14 protein-coding genes and 1 riboswitch are annotated in these 17174 nt (G+C 70.9%); of the genes, 5 read left to right on the top strand and 9 right to left on the bottom strand.

Features of this window, described 5'->3' with window-relative positions:
* Window positions 1-31: 31 nt before the first annotated feature.
* From ACQPWZ_RS02470 to lanKC, 4 genes are all read right to left on the bottom strand, one after another.
* Window positions 32-1801, bottom strand: coding sequence for an ABC transporter ATP-binding protein (locus tag ACQPWZ_RS02470; RefSeq protein ID WP_433570471.1), 1770 nt, complete (start codon window positions 1799-1801; stop codon window positions 32-34).
* Window positions 1798-3648 (bottom strand): ABC transporter ATP-binding protein, encoded by a 1851-nt coding sequence (locus ACQPWZ_RS02465; RefSeq protein ID WP_433570470.1) that lies wholly within the window; start codon window positions 3646-3648, stop codon window positions 1798-1800. Before ACQPWZ_RS02465 ends, ACQPWZ_RS02470 begins: the two co-directional genes overlap by 4 nt.
* Before the next feature lie 140 nt (window positions 3649-3788).
* Window positions 3789-3920 (bottom strand): SapB/AmfS family lanthipeptide, encoded by a 132-nt coding sequence (locus ACQPWZ_RS02460; protein ID WP_340471454.1) that lies wholly within the window; start codon window positions 3918-3920, stop codon window positions 3789-3791.
* A gap of 11 nt (window positions 3921-3931) precedes the next feature.
* The gene (lanKC, locus tag ACQPWZ_RS02455; protein ID WP_433570469.1) at window positions 3932-6595 is read right to left on the bottom strand and encodes a class III lanthionine synthetase LanKC; all 2664 of its coding nucleotides are present in this window, start codon (window positions 6593-6595) and stop codon (window positions 3932-3934) included.
* A 280-nt stretch (window positions 6596-6875) separates the two neighbouring features.
* Between lanKC and ACQPWZ_RS02450 the strand changes: the two genes are divergently transcribed.
* From ACQPWZ_RS02450 to ACQPWZ_RS02440, 3 genes are all read left to right on the top strand, one after another.
* Complete coding sequence (locus ACQPWZ_RS02450; protein ID WP_433573757.1) at window positions 6876-7991, top strand: threonine synthase; 1116 nt, start codon at window positions 6876-6878, stop codon at window positions 7989-7991.
* The gene (locus ACQPWZ_RS02445; RefSeq protein WP_405567557.1) at window positions 7988-8635 is read left to right on the top strand and encodes a helix-turn-helix transcriptional regulator; all 648 of its coding nucleotides are present in this window, start codon (window positions 7988-7990) and stop codon (window positions 8633-8635) included. The genes ACQPWZ_RS02450 and ACQPWZ_RS02445 overlap by 4 nt, the downstream gene beginning before the upstream one ends.
* A gap of 485 nt (window positions 8636-9120) precedes the next feature.
* A riboswitch (cyclic di-AMP (ydaO/yuaA leader) is annotated at window positions 9121-9276 on the top strand.
* 2 nt (window positions 9277-9278) lie between these two features.
* Entirely contained in the window at window positions 9279-10094 is an 816-nt protein-coding gene (locus ACQPWZ_RS02440) for a transglycosylase SLT domain-containing protein (RefSeq protein WP_340471451.1), read from the top strand.
* Between the two features lie 102 nt (window positions 10095-10196).
* Here ACQPWZ_RS02440 and ACQPWZ_RS02435 read toward each other — a convergent pair whose 3' ends face one another.
* Window positions 10197-10544, bottom strand: coding sequence for a YkvA family protein (locus tag ACQPWZ_RS02435; protein WP_433570468.1), 348 nt, complete (start codon window positions 10542-10544; stop codon window positions 10197-10199).
* A 264-nt stretch (window positions 10545-10808) separates the two neighbouring features.
* On the opposite strand from ACQPWZ_RS02435, the gene ACQPWZ_RS02430 reads away from it, so the two are divergent.
* Both ACQPWZ_RS02430 and ACQPWZ_RS02425 read left to right on the top strand, forming a co-directional pair.
* The gene (locus tag ACQPWZ_RS02430; protein ID WP_433570467.1) at window positions 10809-11372 is read left to right on the top strand and encodes a DUF6233 domain-containing protein; all 564 of its coding nucleotides are present in this window, start codon (window positions 10809-10811) and stop codon (window positions 11370-11372) included.
* Between the two features lie 163 nt (window positions 11373-11535).
* The gene (locus ACQPWZ_RS02425; protein ID WP_405567544.1) at window positions 11536-12192 is read left to right on the top strand and encodes a hypothetical protein; all 657 of its coding nucleotides are present in this window, start codon (window positions 11536-11538) and stop codon (window positions 12190-12192) included.
* 67 nt (window positions 12193-12259) lie between these two features.
* On the opposite strand, the gene ACQPWZ_RS02420 is transcribed toward ACQPWZ_RS02425, so the two are convergent.
* The 4 genes from ACQPWZ_RS02420 to ACQPWZ_RS02405 all read right to left on the bottom strand — a co-directional run bounded on the left by ACQPWZ_RS02420 (window position 12260) and on the right by ACQPWZ_RS02405 (window position 17166).
* Complete coding sequence (locus tag ACQPWZ_RS02420; protein ID WP_405567542.1) at window positions 12260-12865, bottom strand: DUF1877 family protein; 606 nt, start codon at window positions 12863-12865, stop codon at window positions 12260-12262.
* A 35-nt stretch (window positions 12866-12900) separates the two neighbouring features.
* Window positions 12901-14400, bottom strand: a complete 1500-nt coding sequence (locus ACQPWZ_RS02415) for a UDP-N-acetylmuramoyl-L-alanyl-D-glutamate--2,6-diaminopimelate ligase (protein WP_405567541.1) — start codon at window positions 14398-14400, stop codon at window positions 12901-12903.
* Window positions 14401-15011: 611 nt separating this feature from the next.
* Window positions 15012-15920 (bottom strand): Gfo/Idh/MocA family protein, encoded by a 909-nt coding sequence (locus ACQPWZ_RS02410; protein WP_405567538.1) that lies wholly within the window; start codon window positions 15918-15920, stop codon window positions 15012-15014.
* Window positions 15921-15963: 43 nt separating this feature from the next.
* Window positions 15964-17166 (bottom strand): ROK family transcriptional regulator, encoded by a 1203-nt coding sequence (locus ACQPWZ_RS02405; protein WP_340471444.1) that lies wholly within the window; start codon window positions 17164-17166, stop codon window positions 15964-15966.
* Window positions 17167-17174: the final 8 nt, after the last annotated feature.

Genomic DNA, 17174 nt, shown 5'->3' with positions numbered 1-17174 from the left:
ACACAGACACGAGGGGCCGGCAGGGGGCCGCTCAGCGGTCCTCCTGCCAGTGGCCCACCAGATCCCGGTAGAGCTCCGAGCGGGTCAGGAGCTCAGCGTGGCTCCCGAACTCCGCGCGCGTGCCGTCGAGGACGAGCACCCGGTCCGCCCGCAGCGCGGACGACAGGCGGTGGGCCACGACGATCAGGGTTCCCGGCCGCCGGGCGAGCGCCCGCTCCGCATGGGCCTCCGCGGCGGGGTCCAGGTGGCAGGTGGCCTCGTCGAGCAGAAGCAGCGGCGCCGGAGACAGGTAAGCGCGCCCGAGGCACAGCAGCTGCCGCTCTCCCTGTGACAGCGCGGAGGGTGTCACGTCGGCGTCGATCCCGCCGAGGCGCCGGACCAGCGGCCCGAGACACAGTGCATCGGCGGCCGCCTCGATGTCCTCGGTCGGCGCGCCGGGACGAAAAGCGGTGAGGTTCTCGCGCACCGTGCCGGTGAAGACGTACGCCTCCTGGGGGGTCAACACCCGCAGCGGCGCCAGCTCGTCGGCCGGGCGCCCCGTGACCGGGCGGCCCGCCAGGTGGACCGTGCCCCGGTCCGGTAGCAGCATGCCGGCCACCACGCCTGCGAGCGTGGACTTCCCGATGCCGCTCGGCCCCACGACCGCGATGTGCTCCCCGGTCCGGACGGACAGATCGAGCCCGTCGAGGACGGGCCGGGCCCGCGGCCCGTACGCCAGGCGAACGGACCGGATGCCGACGGCTGTTGCCGAGTCGGACGGCTTCACCGGGGTGTCGGCCACGGGCCCGACGGAGGACGCGATCTCGGACGTGTCCCGGACGAACCGGTCGAGAACCACCACGAGCCGGGTGCCCGCCGCACCGAGCGCCGTCATGAGTGTGTGCAGCGCCGGCAACAACGCCTGGACCAGATAGGTGAGCGCACCGATCAGCGCGCCCGCCGTCACGTTCCGGCTCAGCAGCCACGGGGTGGCCACCAGCAGCAGAATGACGGGCAGTTGGCCGCCGACACCCAGCGCCAGCGTCCGTACCGCGGCCCAGCGGGCCAGCGAACGGGACGCTTCCTCGGCGTCCGTGATCAGCCGCGCGCCCCGGCGTTCCGCCTCGTTCCGGGTCCCGCAGGCCACGATGTCGCGCAGCGCGGCACGGACGGTCCCGCTGTGCTGCGTGAGCGCTTCGTCGGCGTCGAGGAACCGGTTCTGGGCCGCGGCCATCGGCCGCAGAGTGGCGGCGAACAGCGCCAGGCCGAGGACCAGGGGCGGCAGGACGACGAGCAGGAACTCGGGCGCCAGCGTGAGCAGGCCGGCCAGCGCGCCCGCGGCGGTGAAGGCGAACGACCGCAGGGTGAGCACCAGTCCGGCGAAGCTGTCGCGGGCGATCTCGGTCTGCTGTGTGAGCCGGGACACCGCTGTGCCGTCTGCGCGACCCGGTGCGGCGACCGCGCTGCGCAGCGACCGCGAGACGGCCCGCGTCACCAGGGCGTCGCGGAGGGGCTCGACGAGATGCGTCAGCTGGGCGAAGACGCCGAGGACGACCGGCGCGGCCACGAGGATGGACACCGCGGCGGCCGACAGCCACAGCAGACCGGCCTTCGTGTCACCCGCGAGAAAGCCGCGGTCCAGAGCCTGGGCGATGCAGTAGCCGCCCAGAAAGGTCTGTGCGGACTCGACGAGGGACCAGCCTGCCAGAGCGGCCAGAGCCTTCTTGCGAGTCGCGAGGAAGCGGCGGGCGGGAGGGAGCAGACGTCGTAGCGCACCGGGCGCGATGCTGTCGCGCGGCTTGTGGATCCCGGCGGCCGTCATCGGGCGGCCCGTCCTGCTGCCGGACCACCCGCCGCGTCCGCCGACACCGGGGCCCGTGGCACCTGCTTCGGTGTGGGAGCCGGTTGCGCCGGCGCCTCTGTGGGCACGTCGGATGCGGCGAACACCGAACGGTAGGCGGGGTCCTGCCACAGATCACGGTGCCGCCCCACGGCCCGTACCCGGCCGTCCTCCAGCCAGACCACCAGGTCCGCCCGGCTCGCCGAGGAGATCCGGTGCGCGACCACCAGCCGGGTGCCCGGCCGTACCTCCTGGGCGAGGGCGCGGTCCACCTGCCGTTCGGTGGCGGTGTCCAGACTGGACGTGGCGTCGTCGAGAATGAGCAGCCGGCCCGCGTGCGCGAACGCGCGGGCCAGCCCGAGGCGTTGCAGTTCCCCTCCCGACAGAGGTGCGCCGACGACGGGCGACTCGTAGCGCTCGGGGAGGAGTTGGACGAAGCCGTCGGCGCCCGCCGCCCGTGCGGCGGTACGGATCTCGTTCGCCGAGGCACGACGGGCCCCCGACGCGATGGCGTCGGCCACCGTTCCCGCCAGGAAGACCGGCCGTTCGAAGGCGTACGCCACCTCCTGGCGCAACCGGTCGCGTGCCAGGGAATGCAGTGGTACGCCGTCGAGCAGGACGCAGCCCTCGTCCGGTTCGGTGAGGAGTCCGGCGACGGCCGCCAGAGTCGACTTGCCGGCTCCGGAGCGGCCCACCACGGCCGCGGTCGTCCCGCCGGGCACCACCAGGTGCACATCGGTGAGCACCGTGCGTCCCTCCCGGACGACGGTGACTCCGCGCATCTCGACCGTGCCGCTGCCCTCGTGCGGCAGTGTTCCCTCTCCGTGCCGAACGGCCGGCAGGTCCTGGAGCACGGCGAGGCGGGCGGCGGCGCTGCGGCCCCGGACGATCGCACCGAGGAGCCCGGCCAGGGCTCCCATGCCCGCCGCCAGGGCGGCGTACCGGGACGCGGCGAGCAGTTCGCCGACACTGATGGCCCCGGCGGCGAGCCGTACTCCGCCGACACCCAGAACAGCGGTCGTCAGCAAGGGCAGCAGCACCTGACTGTTCGCGACCGCCCTGCCGTGGATCCGCCACATGCGCCGTCCCTCACGGTCCAGGCCTGCCAAGGGCTGGAGAATGCGGGCCCGTTCCCGGTCCTCGGTGCCCGCAGCGGCGATGGTGCGCGCCCCGTCGAGCGCTTCCAGGAGCCGGGACGCGATGTCCGACTGGATCTGCTGGTACCGGCCCACGGTGTCCGAGGAGTTGCGGGCGAAAGCGCGCAACACGACGACCAGCAGGGGCAGTCCGGCGAGGAAGGCGAGAGCGACCCAGACGTCGATGAACAGCAGGGCGATCACGGCACCGGCCGGGCCGAGCAGGGACGCGGTCAGCGCGGCGGCCGCCGCGGGCACCGTCCCGGCCTCGGTCGCGTTGACCGACAGACGTGTCGCGACATCCCCCGGGGGGAGCGGGGACGCCCGGTCCGGTGACGTCGCCAGAAGCCGCCCGAGGGCGCCGGTCCGCAGCCAGGCGGTCGACCGGGCATTGGTGACACCGGTCAACAGGGCGACGGCTGTGTCCAGGAGCACTTCGGCAGTGAGGAGCGCGGCGCTGAGCACGACCCAGGACGTGGCATCGCTGTGCCGGTCGAGGAGGAGGTCCAGCGTGTGTCCGAAAACGGCGGGCGACGCGACGGCCGCGCCGGCGGATGCGACGGAGCAGAGCAGAATCGCCGCGGTACGGGTGGCGCTGCTCCGGACCGCGGCACGCAGCAGGCTGTGCGCGCCGCCGGTGGGCACCCTGCCACCGGCGTCGGTGCCGCTGGGGCGGGGGCGCTTGTAGGCCATCGCGGGGGCTCCTCTGTGGCCGGCCGCGGGCCACGGCCTCGTGCGGGTCGGTGAACGGCGGCCGTCCCGGGCGGCGAACCGCCCGGGACGGGACGGGCCCCGGTCGGCGGCGTGGTGCCACCGACCGGGGCCCGGCGACCTCAGTTACAGGTCGTGATGCTCAGGCTGCTGTCGCCGCAGAGCAGCAGGCTGGCACGGCTTCCGCCGGTCTCGACGTCGCCGATCGCCTCTTCCTTCGGGGTCTCCATCGACTGCAGGTCGAGAAGGTTCATGATCTTTCCTCTCATTCGGGGACGGTGGTGCTCAAGGACGGCCCGGAGTCGGGCCGGTTCTGGGGCCGCCGGAGCGGCGGGAGGAACGGCAGATGAGCGTGGTGGTCGCCCTGTGCCGCGGCGATCGCGAGCAGACAGCCCGCGGTGCCGGTCGACAGGTCCATCGAGAGACGCATCATCTGCTCGCCGGGGAAGGCCAGGTGGCCCTGGTACGTCAGGGCGTGCCAGGCGAGGGCGTCGATCTGCCGGCGGACGTCGGCCGGCTTTGTGCCGGGTCCGCCCGTGGTCGTACGGCTCAGATGGAGAACCATGCCGGCGGCGCCCCGGAACAGTCCGGGCTGGGCGTAGAAGGTCGCCTGCGCGGCGCGGACGATCTCGCCCCGGGCGCGCTCGAAATCGGCGTCCGGGCGGTGGGCCAGGTAGTCGTCGAGCACCATGCCGATGCCGACACTGCCAGCGCCCAGGTACGGCATGGTGCGCCAGCCCTCGTCGACCTGGAGGGTGCCGCCCGCGCCGTGCACGCAGCGGGCGAGGTCACGGCGCAGAGCTTCCGCTGCCAGATCGAGGAGGGTGCTGTCGCCGGAGCGCTCGTACAGCCGCAGGAACAACAGGGCGGTACCCGACGCTCCGTGCAGCAGCCCGGCACGCGATCCGTCGCGGGCCGTGTGGCTGCCTGCGTTCTGGCCGGGCCCTCCGGTCAGGGAGCGGGCGGCGAGCTCCGCACACCGCAGCGCCGCCGTACGAAGGTCCGTGTGGCCCGTCGCTGCGGAGAGGGCGTCGAAGGCGAGGCCCAGTCCGGCCAGGCCGCTGTGGAGGTCCGGCGCGAGCTCTTCCCAGGGCTGGCCCAGGGCGAGTTCGGCGAGCGACAGCGCGTGTTCGGTGTGACCGAGACGTTGCAGGGTCCAGGCGACGCCGGCGAGGCCGTCGTAGAAGCCGACGGGTGTTCCCGAGGGCACTTCCTTGCTCCGCAGCAGTAACCATTCCTCTGCCGCGGGGCAGCGGTCCGCTCCGCTCGCGTCCAGCGCGTACAGCACGCCGGCCGCTCCGTAGCCGAAGGTCAGACCGCCGCCCGCGGTAGCGAACTGGGCGATGTCACCGGGGAAGACACGGTCCTCCCGCTCCGGTGACGCGGAGGCCAGGACGGCACGGACCAGGGAGTCGCGGCTGTGCGGCCAGTCGGCGGGGGAGACGGGCAGGTAGCTTCCGGAGTCCGGGGAGCCGGCGGCGCCCGCTTCCGGTGCACTGCCCGGGTCCCGCAGGATCTCCCGCACGGCGTCGTCCAGAAGGGCCCGGTCCACCGGGAACTGACGGGCGATGATGTCGGCGAGGTGCGTGGCCTTCGCGCGGTCGACGGCGAAGAGGCTGGTCAGCGGGATGAAGAGCGCGAGCCGCAGACACGCCAGGGCGTAGCGGTCCACGTCGAACCCGCGACGGCCGGCCGGAGCGACGAAGGCCGGATGCGCCACCGTCTGGCGGCCGCCCTGACCCTTCTGGTGCGCGGCCTCGAAGTCGAGGAGGACGACGGACGACTCGTCCTCGGAGACCATGATGTTGAACAGATGCAGATCGTTGAAGACCACACCGCGCGCGTGCACCGCCTCCATGGCCTGCTCCACCAGCCCGTGGATGCGCAGCGCCCACGCCGTGTACTCCGCGAGGCGATCCGGCCCCGGATCGGCGTCGATCAGCGGGTGACGCCGGGCGAAGAACGAGTTGAGCGGCTTGCCCTCGATGTACTCCAGAACGAGGAAATGATGGTCGCCGAGCACGAAGGCATCGCGGACCTCGGGCGTGCAGGCCAGGCCCGACAGTCGCTCCAGCGCGGTCCGTTCGCGGTGCAGACGCGCCACGGCGTCGGCGCCGTCGGCGGCCAGTCCGGCATGCGGCCGCGCTTCCTTCAGGACCACTTTCTCGCCGGTGCGGTTGTCACGGGCGGCGTACACACCACCGCCGTTGGAGAAGTGCAGCGCCTTCTCGACGGTGTACGGCATGGCGTCGACCGTGACCGCGGAGCGCGCGTCGAGGTGAGGCTTCAGAAAGTCGGGTGGCGTGACCCATGCGGGTATCTGGAACACCGGGCCCCGCAGGTCCGGCACCAGTTCACCGTCGGCGTTCGCGACGGCGGGGCGCAGCTCGCCGTGCTCGTCGTAACAGTGTCGCCTGGTGAAACTGCCGTAGCGCAGGTGGACGGGCCCGTCGCCCCAGCGGATGTCGCTGAGGATGTACGGTCCGGCCTCGCCGGCCAGGAGAGCGGCGAGCTCCTCCGCGATGACGCCGCACTGCTCGTCGTCGGCCGGATAGACGGTGATGAACTTGCCGCTGCCGGCCCGGTCCGCGTACTTGGCGTTGCGGTTGTGCAGCAGATACCGGCTCGGCATGAACTTGAAGGCGATGTCCCGTGCGACGCAGTAGGACCACACGCGGGTGAGGACCGATTCGGCGTTGTCGAGACAGGCGGAGACGTGGATCTTCCAGCCCTGGGCGGGCAGATCGGTGTCGACCGGGCGGAGCGCGAGCCAGTCGCCGGACCGGTTGCGTTGCCAGCCGGCGGGGACGGGGCGGCGCGCGGGCTCGTACAGGGAGGTGCGTCCGGCGTCGTCGGTGAGCGACAGCCGGTGCGGCGCGTCGTAGAAGTGCCGGTCTGCGTCGCAGAAGACGGCGTACCCCTTGTTCACGCGAACTCCCTCGGTCGATGACGGGACCGACGCTGTCACGCGGTGGAGAGGCTCCGACAGTCACGGCTGTCACCTTCGACCTGTGCAGAACGCACAGGTAACAACCGCTCTGCCGGTCACCGGGATGTTTTACGTTTCGTCCATCTCTGGATAAAGTGTCCATCACCATGTGGCAGGACCGGCGGGAGGAGACCTGGTGGAAGACCGGCGCGAACCTGAGGACCCGCACGGCGGCGAAGCGCGAGACGGACGCGAAGACCGGTCCGGGCACGCTCCGCACCTGGTCGACGAGCGTTCCGGCAGGACGTACGCGCTGGACGCCCGCCGCTGGCGCGGTGACGACGGCGCGCCGTTGAGCGTCTCACCGCTGCCGGGTCTCACTCCGGCCGACATCGACAGCGGTACGCGTTCCCTCTGGCGCTACCGCGCTGCGCTGCCGTCGGCCGTCGGCCGTCCGGTCACCCTGGGGGAGGGCAGCACCCCGTTGCTCGACAGGGAGTGGGACGGTGCACGCGTCGGCTTCAAACTGGAGTGGTTCAACCCCACCGGCAGTTTCAAGGACCGTGGCAGCAGCGTCATGATCTCGGCGCTGGCAGCGACCGGGGTGCGCGAGGTGATCGAGGACAGCTCGGGCAACGGTGGCTCGTCGGTCGCCGCCTACTGTGCCGCGGCCGGTGTCGGAGCCACGATCCTCGTGCCGGAGGGGACCTCACCGGCGAAGATGCTGCAGACCCGGGCATTCGGCGCCACCATCGAGCCCGTCCCCGGTGGGCGGGACGCCACCGCCGCCGAGGCCCTGCGCCGCTCGGCCCGCACGTGCTACGCCGGGCACAACTGGAACCCCTTCTTCCTCCAGGGCACCAAGACCCTTGCCTACGAGCTGTGGGAAGACCTCGGCTTCGCCGCCCCGGACGCGGTGGTCACCGTGGCAGGAGCGGGCAGCCTCGTGCTCGGTCTCGATCGGGGATTCTCCGAGCTGATGACAGCAGGTCAGATCACCAGGCGGCCACGGCTGTTGGTGGCGCAGCCCGCCGCGTGCGCTCCGATCCACGCCGCGTTCCACGGCGCCCCGGCACCCTCGTTCGGCCCGACGATCGCCGAGGGCACCGCCATCCGTACCCCTGTCCGGCTGCCCGAGGTGGTGGCCGCCGTCCGCCGGTCCGGCGGAGACATGGCGGCGATTCCCGAGGCGGCCATCGCCGGCGGCGTCCGCCGACTCGCCGCCACCGGGTTGTATGCCGAGCCCACCAGTGCGACCGCCGCCGCGGCCATTGACGTCTTCCGCGAGCGGGGCGCCATCCGCGAAGGGGAAACGACGGTGGTGGTGCTGACCGGTTCCGGGCTCAAGGCGGCGACCGCGATGGGGAATCTGTTCCCGGAAGGCACCGTCGCGTGAGCGCCGCGTCCGAGGGGCACGAGCGCGCGGAGGACGAACTGCTCCTGCGCGAGGGGGAGAAGATTGTCGTCGCACTGGGGCGGATGTTCCCGGGGCTCTGCGAGGTCGTCCTGCACGACCTGCGCGATCCGGACCATGCCGTCCGGGCGATCGAGAACAACCTCTCCGGCCGCACCGTGGGCGACCCGGCGACCGAACTCGGCCTCGCCCGGATCGCGGATCCCGACTACCCGAGCGTTCTTCAGAATTACCCCAATCGCTTTCCCGACGGCCGTCCCGCGAAGAGCACCTCCATCGGTCTGAAGAACAGCCGGGGCGACTATGTGGCGGCCATCTGCCTCAATCTGGATGTCTCCCTCTTCGCCACGGCGGCCCGGAGTCTCGCCGGACTCGTGCGAACCGAGGAGCCCGATGTATCGCTGGAGGAAACACTCCGGGCCCGCAGCAGCGGCGAACTGCGCGCGGCTGTCGAGGAGTTCTCCGCCGCGCGGGGGCAGACCCCGCGGAGCCTCGATGCCGCATCCCGGCGTGAATTGGTGCGTTCACTCAAGGAGCGCGGCTTTCTTCAGGTGAAGCATTCGGTGCAGGCACTCACGGACCTCCTGGGCGTCTCCCGGGCGACGGTCTACAACTACCTTCGCTAGATCGTCCCGAGGGCCGGTGACGACGCGGGACCACCCGCAGACCGTCCAGATGATGCGTAGACACCGCTTGAGGGCCCAAAGCGGTCATATCGTCATCCTTTCAGGAGGGAAACGGGCATTCCGGGCATGTGGCATGTCCGAAAAGTCATTGCATGGGTAATTATTCGCCATGCGGCACAATGTCTGAATTGGGGGAACCGGGGGCGATTTACTTTCTTTCGTGCGCCCTCGCGGACCGCCCGGCTTCGCAATTGGTTGCAGTGAAATGGGTCACTCCGCGGGGAAATCGCGATCAATGCCCGTCGGCCCAGATCCGTTCTGCGTAAAGAAAGTTGAACCTCCCGCCCGATGCGGCCCGGCGTTATTTACCCCCATTGGATCATCCCGGGGGTTTACGTCGTGAATTCAGGGCTTGTTCCGTCCCGCCCGACTCGCTTAACGTCACCGTCAATCCGGGTGGAACGCCGAATCCTGCCGCCACCCGTAAACCACGACCACTCACCCATGGCAGGAGCGGGGGAACCAGGTAAGCCGCCGATCCGCAATCCGGAACGGCTCGGGGTCAAGTCGCATTCAACCGCGGCCGGACATCTCCAGTCCGCACCCGACAGCTCACCTCGCAGGCGACGGAGAGGAATGCGTCATGCCTGCAAAGGGTAAGCACCGCCGTCCCAAGACCAGTTCCCTGACCCGGGGCATTGTCGCCGCGGGTACGGGCGGGGCCGCTCTGGTCCTCCCGGTGATCGGGGCGACCACCGCCGGCGCCGCCCCGGCGACGACGCACCCGTCCCTGGGTCACCAGGCCGTGGCCCCCGCCGCGCCGGCTCCCGCGAAGAAGGCCCCCACGACCTACTCGGTCGCTGCCGGTGATTCCCTGTCCTCGATCGCGGACCAGCTCGCCGTGAGCGGCGGCTGGAAGAAGCTCTACCAGGACAACCGCAGGGCCATCGGCGCGGACCCGGCGCTCATCCACCCCGGCCTGAAGCTCTCCGTCGGCAAGAAGGCCACGGGGGTCACCCCCGCCCCGGCCAGGACCTCCACCGAGCGGGCCGACCGCTCCGAGCGGACATCGACGCCGGCCGTCGAGACCGTCGCGAAGGCCGCACCGGCCGCGAAGGCCGCACCGGTCAAGAGCTACACCAACGACCTGGACGGCTGGATCAAGGAGTCGCTGGACGTCATGGCCCAGCACGGCATCCCCGGCACGTACGAGGGCATCCACCGCAACATCATGCGCGAGTCCTCGGGCAACCCGCTGGCCATCAACAACTGGGACTCCAACGCCGCGGCCGGAACCCCGTCCAAGGGTCTGCTCCAGGTCATCCAGCCGACGTTCCTGGCCTACCACGTGCCCGGCACGGCGATGGACAGCTACGACCCCGTCGCCAACATCACCGCCGCGTGCAACTACGCCGCGGACCGGTACGGCTCGATCGACAACGTGAACGGTCCCTACTGAGCCGCTGCCCACTGAGCCAGGGCCTGACACAGCACGGCCCAACAGCGCCGAGGCGCCGGTCCCACCTGACGGGGGACCGGCGCCTCGGCGCTTTCGCGAACCTCAGAGTTTCTCGAGGGGATTCGCCAGGGGTTTCTCGAGTGACCGCCGGCGTCGGGCGGAGCCCCGCACGGGCCCCCTCGCCGCGGTCGCCGCGGAGTGCAGGGCCCGCAGTGCCAGCAGGAGCACTCCTATGTCGTCGAGATAGACCGGGTCGGGAAGCAGGTCGACCGGGCTGACGGCGTAGACGAGCGAGCCCCAGAAGAGCGCCTTGTCCTTGAGCGGCACCCCGGCCTCGCGCAGTACGGCGCGCGCCTTCACCACCCTGACCGCGAGCACCACGGTCACCACCAGCATGGCCAGAACCGCAGTCGCTGCGACGATCAGAGTGACCGTCAGTTCGGTACTCATCGTGCGGTCTCCTCGGAGTGGAGGTCGGTCCGTCTCTCCCCGTGTTCCCTCCACAGAGGTGTCCAAGGGCATACGGAGCCAGTTGTCCCTCGAACCGGTGACCCCCACCTCTCAGGAGCCTTGATCTCCTGCGCGACCTCAGTCTCAGGTCCCCGATACCACGACCCCACCCCATCGGGTTCGCCGACCGACGTCGGCGGTCCGTCAGAAACCGAAGGTCACCGCGACGGCAGCACATCATGGGTGCGGACGTACGGTGGGGGGATGAACGCAGACCCGCTGCCGCCGATCGTGGTGGTTCTCCCGGACGGACAGGAGGTCCGCGGTCTGGTGCACTCCCGGCTCCAGACCTCACGCGGATGGATGTACCAGGTCGGTGTGCCCATGTGGCAGACGACGGCCGAGGAGTGGGTGGAACCGGCCGAGTTGGTGCTGTGGGTGCCCGCCGAATACGTCCGGCCGATGCAGGGTGTCCCGTACGAGGACATCCCCACCCAGCAGGTGGAACCTGTGCCCGCACCCGCACCCGCAACTGCCGCTGCGGTTGCGCCCGCTGCCGCGGCACCCGCACCCGAGCCGGACGATGTGCTCGTCCCCGCGGCAACCCCCGCCGTGGAGGCGGGTGAGTCGCGACGGGCCTGGCGCATCGAGCGGTTGCCGCGGGAGCGCGGCCGCCCCGGCTGGAACGTGGTGCACGTGCACGACTGCGAGGACGCGGACGACGGCGATGTACTCGACCTCGACCAGACCCTGATGGTGCTCCGGCGCCCGGGCACCAGGGCGTGCGCGAAATGCGGCGCCGCCGAAACACTCACCCCGTTGCAGTGAGACCGGCACAGTGACCGAGGCGCGTCGAAACTGCCCGAAGTCTTCGAACATCATGTCTCGTTGTGAGTGTGAGCAGCGTCGATACCTGCCCGGACGTTCAGTGGAGCGTTGTTTGTAGGTAGCATCCCGCACCACAACTGGTATGCGAGGAAAGTGAGCTGTCATGCCGGAGCACAACCCCAACCACCTCCAGTCCCACTACGCCCAGCAGGTTGCCGCCGACCTGGAGAGCAACGCCTCCGAGCAGGAGCGCATCAGGTCCGAGGCGGCAGCGTTGCAGGCACAGTTGGAGACATTGCAGAAGGACCACGAACTGCTGGTGAGCATGCAGGCCGCCCTGGGCGGCACACCGGCGAAGAGCACCAAGGCGACCAAGGACGCCAAGCCGGCGAAGACCGCCACGGCCGCCAAGGGCGCGACCGTCCCGAAGGCGCGCCGTGCGAGCGGATCCGCAACCACCGCCGCCGCAACCACCGCCAAGGGCAAGAGCAAGGCCGCCAAGAAGCCGGCTGCGACCACCACAGCGCCCAAGACCACCACCGCGCCCAAGGCCACCTCCACGCCCCTGCGGGAGCTCGCGGTCGGCATCCTGGGACGGCGCCAGGAGCCCTGGTCCGCGGCCGAGGTCACCCAGGAGCTGGCACGGCTCCACCCCGACCGCCCGCTGACCGTGCAGTTGGTGCGCAACGCCCTCGAAGCGTCCGTCGCCAAGAACCAGAGCGAGCGCTCCAAGCAGCAGAACTCGGTGTACTACACGGCTGTCGACAAGAAGGCCGCCGCGGACGAGCCGGCGGTTGCGGCGAGCACGCCGGACGCCTGACACCGGCTGCGCGACACCCCTCGGACACTCCCCGGGCGGGTCCGAAGGACACACCCCCTCCCGGGGGTCAGGAGACTTCCTTGATGACGGCGTTTCCCGCGGCCGCGGCTCGCGCGTAGAAGCCACGCACGATGTCCACGCCGGCGGCCAGGGAACCGTCCTCGACGACGCTCTCCGTCCGAAGGGTGCCGTCAGGCTGCCGGATGTCCGTGCTGAACGAGTAGAAGGTGGCCTTCTCCAGGAGATCGCCACGACAGGCGATCAGCGTCGGGGCATCGAGGCCCCGAAGGAAGGAGTGGACGGCTCTCACCTGGTCCGGCATGAGCAACAACGGGTTGTAGAGCCGCCCTTGGTTGCCTCCACGCTCCGCGAGGACGAGTCCGCCCATCACCACGTCACGGGCGGGCGCCGGTGCCGAGGTGAGCAGCTCACCGTCCTCGTCGAAGCTCTCGGCGCCGGTGAGCAGTACATGGAGGGCGTCCCAGTTGCGGCGGACCTCGCTGGTCTCCTCGATCACCCTCGGGTAGGCCGTCCCGTCCTCGTCGTCCTCGAACACGACGTCGTTCCAGGCGAGCCGCAGCCTCTCCCGTCCGGCCGACGGGCCCTCCGGGTGCTCCAGGAGCTCTTCGATCTGCGCTGCGTCGTGCCGTGTGAGCGTCAGCCATAGGGACATCCCGCCACCCTACGGAGTGCGGCCCGCCCGCACGATCACCGGCCGTCGGTGTTCTGTGCGGCGGCGAGCTCGCGCACCGTTGCCATGTCGCTGAACGGCACCAACTGCTCGCCGACGATCTGGTACGGCTCGCTGCCCTTGCCCGCGACGAGAACGATGTCGTGCGGTCCGGCGGCGGCGAGAGCGATGTCGATGGCCTGACGGCGGTCCGCGCATCGTTTGAACCGGCCGTCCGCGGCCAGCAGACCGGGAGTGATCTGGTCGAGGATGGCCTCGGGATCCTCGTTGCGCGGGTTGTCGGAGGTGAGGACGACCAGATCGGAGAGTTCCCCGGCGATCTCGCCCATCTGTGCGCGCTTGGTGGTGTCCCTGTCGCCGCCGCAGCCGAAGACGGTGATGACGTCTCCTTCGGCGAACTCCCGGATGGCGGTGAGGACTTTCTCGAGCGAGTCGGGGGAGTGTGCGTAGTCCACGATCACGGCGGTGCCGGACGGGGTCTGGTACCGCTCGAAGCGGCCGGGGACCGGTGGCATCAGGCCGAGCGCGGCGATGAGCCCTGGCAGGTCGTGCCCCAACAGGTGGCAGGCCGCGACGGTGGCCAGTGCGTTCGACACCGAGAACCGACCCGGTACCGGAACGGCCGCCGGGTAGTGGCGTCCGGCGTGATGCAGGGTGAAGCGTGTGCCGAACGCGTCCATGCTGAGATCGCTCGCCCGGTAATCGGCCTCGCTGTCGATGGCGTAGGTCGTCACCGCATCCGGCATCATCGCGCTGATGCCCGCGCCCACCGGGTCGCCCGCGTTCACCACGGCGCGCCGGCACAGCCCCTGGAACAGGCGCAGTTTGGCGTCCCGGTAGTTCTCCATCGTGCCGTGGTCGTCCAGGTGGTCCTGGGTGAGGTTGGTGAAGATGCCGACGTCGATGAAGGCGTTGTCGACGCGGTGGTTCAGCAGGCCCATCGAGGTGGCCTCCAGGACGACCGTGCTCACCGAGCGGTCGCGCATATGGCCCAGCAGGTACTGGAAGTCGGGGGACTCCGGGGTGGTGAGGACGGATCTGGGCATGGGGATCAGCTCGTCGCCGATCCGGCTGCCGGCGGTTCCGATGACACCCACCCGGGCCTCTTCGGAGATCCGCAGCACGGACTCGACCATGTACGACACCGAGGTCTTCCCGTTGGTGCCGGTCACGGCGATCATGTCCATCTGCCGTCCGGGCTCGCCGTAGAACCGGGAGGTGACGACCGCGGCGGCCGTGCGCGCGTCAGGGACCCGCACCACGCACACGGCGGCTCCCGCCCGCGCCGTCGGCGGGAGCGCGGGGGAGGAGGCGTCGACGAGTACGGCGACGGCGCCGCGCGCCAGGGCTGGGACGACGGCCTCGGGACCGCCCTCGCGATGACCGGGAACCGCGATGAACAGGGATCCGGGAGACACGCGATCGGCGTCGAAGCACGTTCCGGCGGTGATCACCGTGTCGGGATCGCCCGCGAGGACCTCGTGCTCGTGCCCGGCCAGCAGTTCGCTCAACTTCACAGGGATCCTCTCGGAGGTGCGGACAGTCCGGGGTGTGCCGTCGCCGACTGGGGCGACGGCACGTCGAACGGCCGCGGGAGTGGTGCAGGGGAGTGCGCGGTGGAGAGGTGCGGGCCGCGGAGGCGGGACCGTCACCGGTCGAGCGGGGAGCACGAGGGCAGGCGCCCGTTCCGCGCCCCACAGGGGTCGGGCCGCAGGCGGGGGCCGGTGCCCGGACGAAGCCCGGTCAGGACATGGCTAGCCGTGGCCGTGCAGCGCGCGGCAATGGATCCGCGGCGCGAAGGGGCGCATCGCGGACGGGGCCCTTCGCAGGCACTCCCTCATCGCGTCTGTGCAACCCATGGGGGGAGTGTACGTGGCACAGAGCACACCGGAATCCACTCGGCGGCGTCCTGGCAGCGGACCGCGGTCACACCTCGGTGGTCACACGCGGGTGGTCACACGCCGGCAGTCACACCTCGGCGGTCACACGCGGGCAGTCACACCTCGGTGGTCGCACGTGGTCGATCACACGCAGGCGGTCTCATACCCGGCGCCGTTCCCCGGCGCATGCATCGCGAGCAGAGCCCGATGCCGCCGGCGGGCCCTGCTCTCACCCTGATGTCACCGTCCTACCGCGAAGACACTCCCTCGGCCATCGCCAGCAGTTCCTGGAGCCGCAAGCCGCGCGCCGCGTTCAAGGGGTGATCGGTACCCGAGCGGACAGCGGCCGCGAACTCGCGGCGCAGCACCGGCCAGCACTCGTCGTGGTCCATGTCCGCCGTGTCGTAGACGAGTTCGTCGCCCGGCCCGAACAACTCGATCCGCGTCCGGGCGCGTTCCAGCTTCACCGAACCGGACAGCGATGCCTGGCTGACGGCTCCGTCGGCGTGCTCACAGGTCAGCTCGATCCAGCGGCGGGGGTCACCGCTGCTGCGGATCGAGGTGATGGGGCCGACGGCGACGTCGAGCAGGTCGAGCAGATGCGGACCGAGGTCGAGCAGGGCGCCGTGTTCGAGGCGCCAGGAGGTGGCGAAGTCCCCGCCGAGGAACGCGCCGTGGAGGTAGCAGGACCGCGCTCCGCTCACCGTCAGGCCTGCCGCGCGGGCGAGGAAGTCCCGGGTGCGGGGGTGGTAGCGCTTGGTCAGGACGAGCTGGGTCACGACCCGGTGTTCGGCGACGGCGTCGGCGACCCTGCGGGCGGATGCGAGGTCCGGGCCGAGCGGCTTCTCCAGCAGCATCGGCCGGCCCGCCTTCGCGGCCCGTACGGCGAGTTCCGCCTGCACCGCCGGGGGGACGGCGAAGGCGACCGCCTCACACTGCTCCAGCAGTTCGTCGAAGGACGCGGCGACCTTGGCGCCGTAAGGAGCCGCCGTCTCCTGGGCCGCCTCCGGGCGCCGTGCCCAGACCGCTGTCAGTGTCGTCTCGGGTCCGGCGGCGAGCATCCGGGCATGCATCGCCCTGGCCCAGGGCCCGGCGCCGACCAGTCCGACCCGCACGGGAGCCGGGAGGGAGTCGTCCGAAGGTGAGGCGTGCTGCACGGGTGCTCCTGGGAGGAAAGCGCGAAAAGCGTGGGGGAGGTGGTCAGGAGGGCGAGCCGGTCGCTGCCTGGAGGCGCGCGTCGGCCAGTTCGGGGGCGTACAGGTGCTCCACCACCATCGCGGCCGCTCCGCTGAGGGCCGCGTATTCGCCGAGCCGGGAGGTGACCACGTTGAGGTGGGCGGTGGTGCGGGGCATGGCCCGCTGGTAGAGGAGTTCCCTGACGCCGGTGAGGAACGGGGTGCTGGCCAGGTCCCCGGCGAGTACGAGGACGCCCGGGTTGAGGAGGGTCACAACGGTCACCAGCACCTCACCGACGCGTTGCCCCGCCTCACGCGCCAGCCGTACGGCATCGGGCTGCCCGGCGGCGAGATGGGTGCGCACGTCGGACCCGGAGGAGGTGGGGACACCCGCCGCGGCCAGTTGCCCGGCGATGGCCCGGCCGCTGGCCACGGCGGCGAGGCAGCCGTAGGACCCGCACATGCACAGCGCGTCGGAGCGGTCGTGCAGCCGGATGTGGCCGATGTCGCCCGCGCCGCCGTCGATGCCCCGGTAGGGCTCACCGCCGACGACGACTCCGGCACCGATACCGGTGGAGACCTTGACGAGGACGAACGCCGAGCAGTCCGGGTAGTGGTGGCGCTGTTCGGCGTACGCCATGAGGTTGGCGTCGTTGTCGACGAGGACCGGGACGGGTGCCGCCGCCGAATTCACCTGCCGGGCGTACGCCTCCTGCATCCGTGACCGGATCGGGTACTCGTCCCACCCCGGCATGATCGGGGGCTGTACGACCCGCCCGGTGTCCCAGTCGACCGGACCGGGTACCGACAGCCCGATCCCGCACACCGCACTCGCCTCGACGGCAGCCCGGGCGAGCAGGTCAGGGAACCAGGAGGCGACGGTGTCCAGGACCAGATCGGGGCCGTCGGCGATGAGCAGTTGCGCGGTGTGCTCGGCCAGGATCCGCCCCGAGAGGTCGATGACGGCGGCCCGCCCGTGCCGGGTCTCCAGGTCGACGGCGAGCACCACGGCGTGCGTGGAGTCGAACTCCAGCCGTACCGAGGGGCGTCCGCCGGTCGATGTCCCTGTGGTGTTCGACAGCCAGCCCGCGTCGAAGAGCTGGTCGAGGCGGTGGCCCACGGTGGAACGGGAGAGCCCCGTGGCGAGTTGGAGCTCGCCCCGTGTGGTGGCCTGTCCGCTGCGGATCAGTTGCAGCAGATGGCCTGCACTCGCCTGGTTCGCCGGCATGGTTCTCG

Origin of the sequence: Streptomyces sp. CA-251247, from assembly GCF_050952975.1 — a bacterium.
In the GTDB taxonomy this organism is placed as follows: Bacteria; Actinomycetota; Actinomycetes; order Streptomycetales; family Streptomycetaceae; genus Streptomyces; species Streptomyces achmelvichensis.
This window is presented reverse-complemented; position numbering and strand designations above follow the sequence as displayed.

Bases quoted from the DNA above. Each gene is read 5' to 3' on its own strand.
- ACQPWZ_RS02420 (WP_405567542.1), bottom strand. From the start codon at position 12,865: ATGTCCCTATGGCTGACGCTCACACGGCACGACGCAGCGCAGATCGAA.
- ACQPWZ_RS02435 (WP_433570468.1), bottom strand. From the start codon at position 10,544: ATGAGTACCGAACTGACGGTCACTCTGATCGTCGCAGCGACTGCGGTT.
- ACQPWZ_RS02460 (WP_340471454.1), bottom strand. From the start codon at position 3,920: ATGAACCTTCTCGACCTGCAGTCGATGGAGACCCCGAAGGAAGAGGCG.
- ACQPWZ_RS02425 (WP_405567544.1), top strand. From the start codon at position 11,536: ATGCCGGAGCACAACCCCAACCACCTCCAGTCCCACTACGCCCAGCAG.
- ACQPWZ_RS02465 (WP_433570470.1), bottom strand. From the start codon at position 3,648: ATGGCCTACAAGCGCCCCCGCCCCAGCGGCACCGACGCCGGTGGCAGG.
- ACQPWZ_RS02405 (WP_340471444.1), bottom strand. From the start codon at position 17,166: ATGCCGGCGAACCAGGCGAGTGCAGGCCATCTGCTGCAACTGATCCGC.
- ACQPWZ_RS02440 (WP_340471451.1), top strand. From the start codon at position 9,279: ATGCCTGCAAAGGGTAAGCACCGCCGTCCCAAGACCAGTTCCCTGACC.
- ACQPWZ_RS02470 (WP_433570471.1), bottom strand. From the start codon at position 1,801: ATGACGGCCGCCGGGATCCACAAGCCGCGCGACAGCATCGCGCCCGGT.
- ACQPWZ_RS02430 (WP_433570467.1), top strand. From the start codon at position 10,809: ATGAACGCAGACCCGCTGCCGCCGATCGTGGTGGTTCTCCCGGACGGA.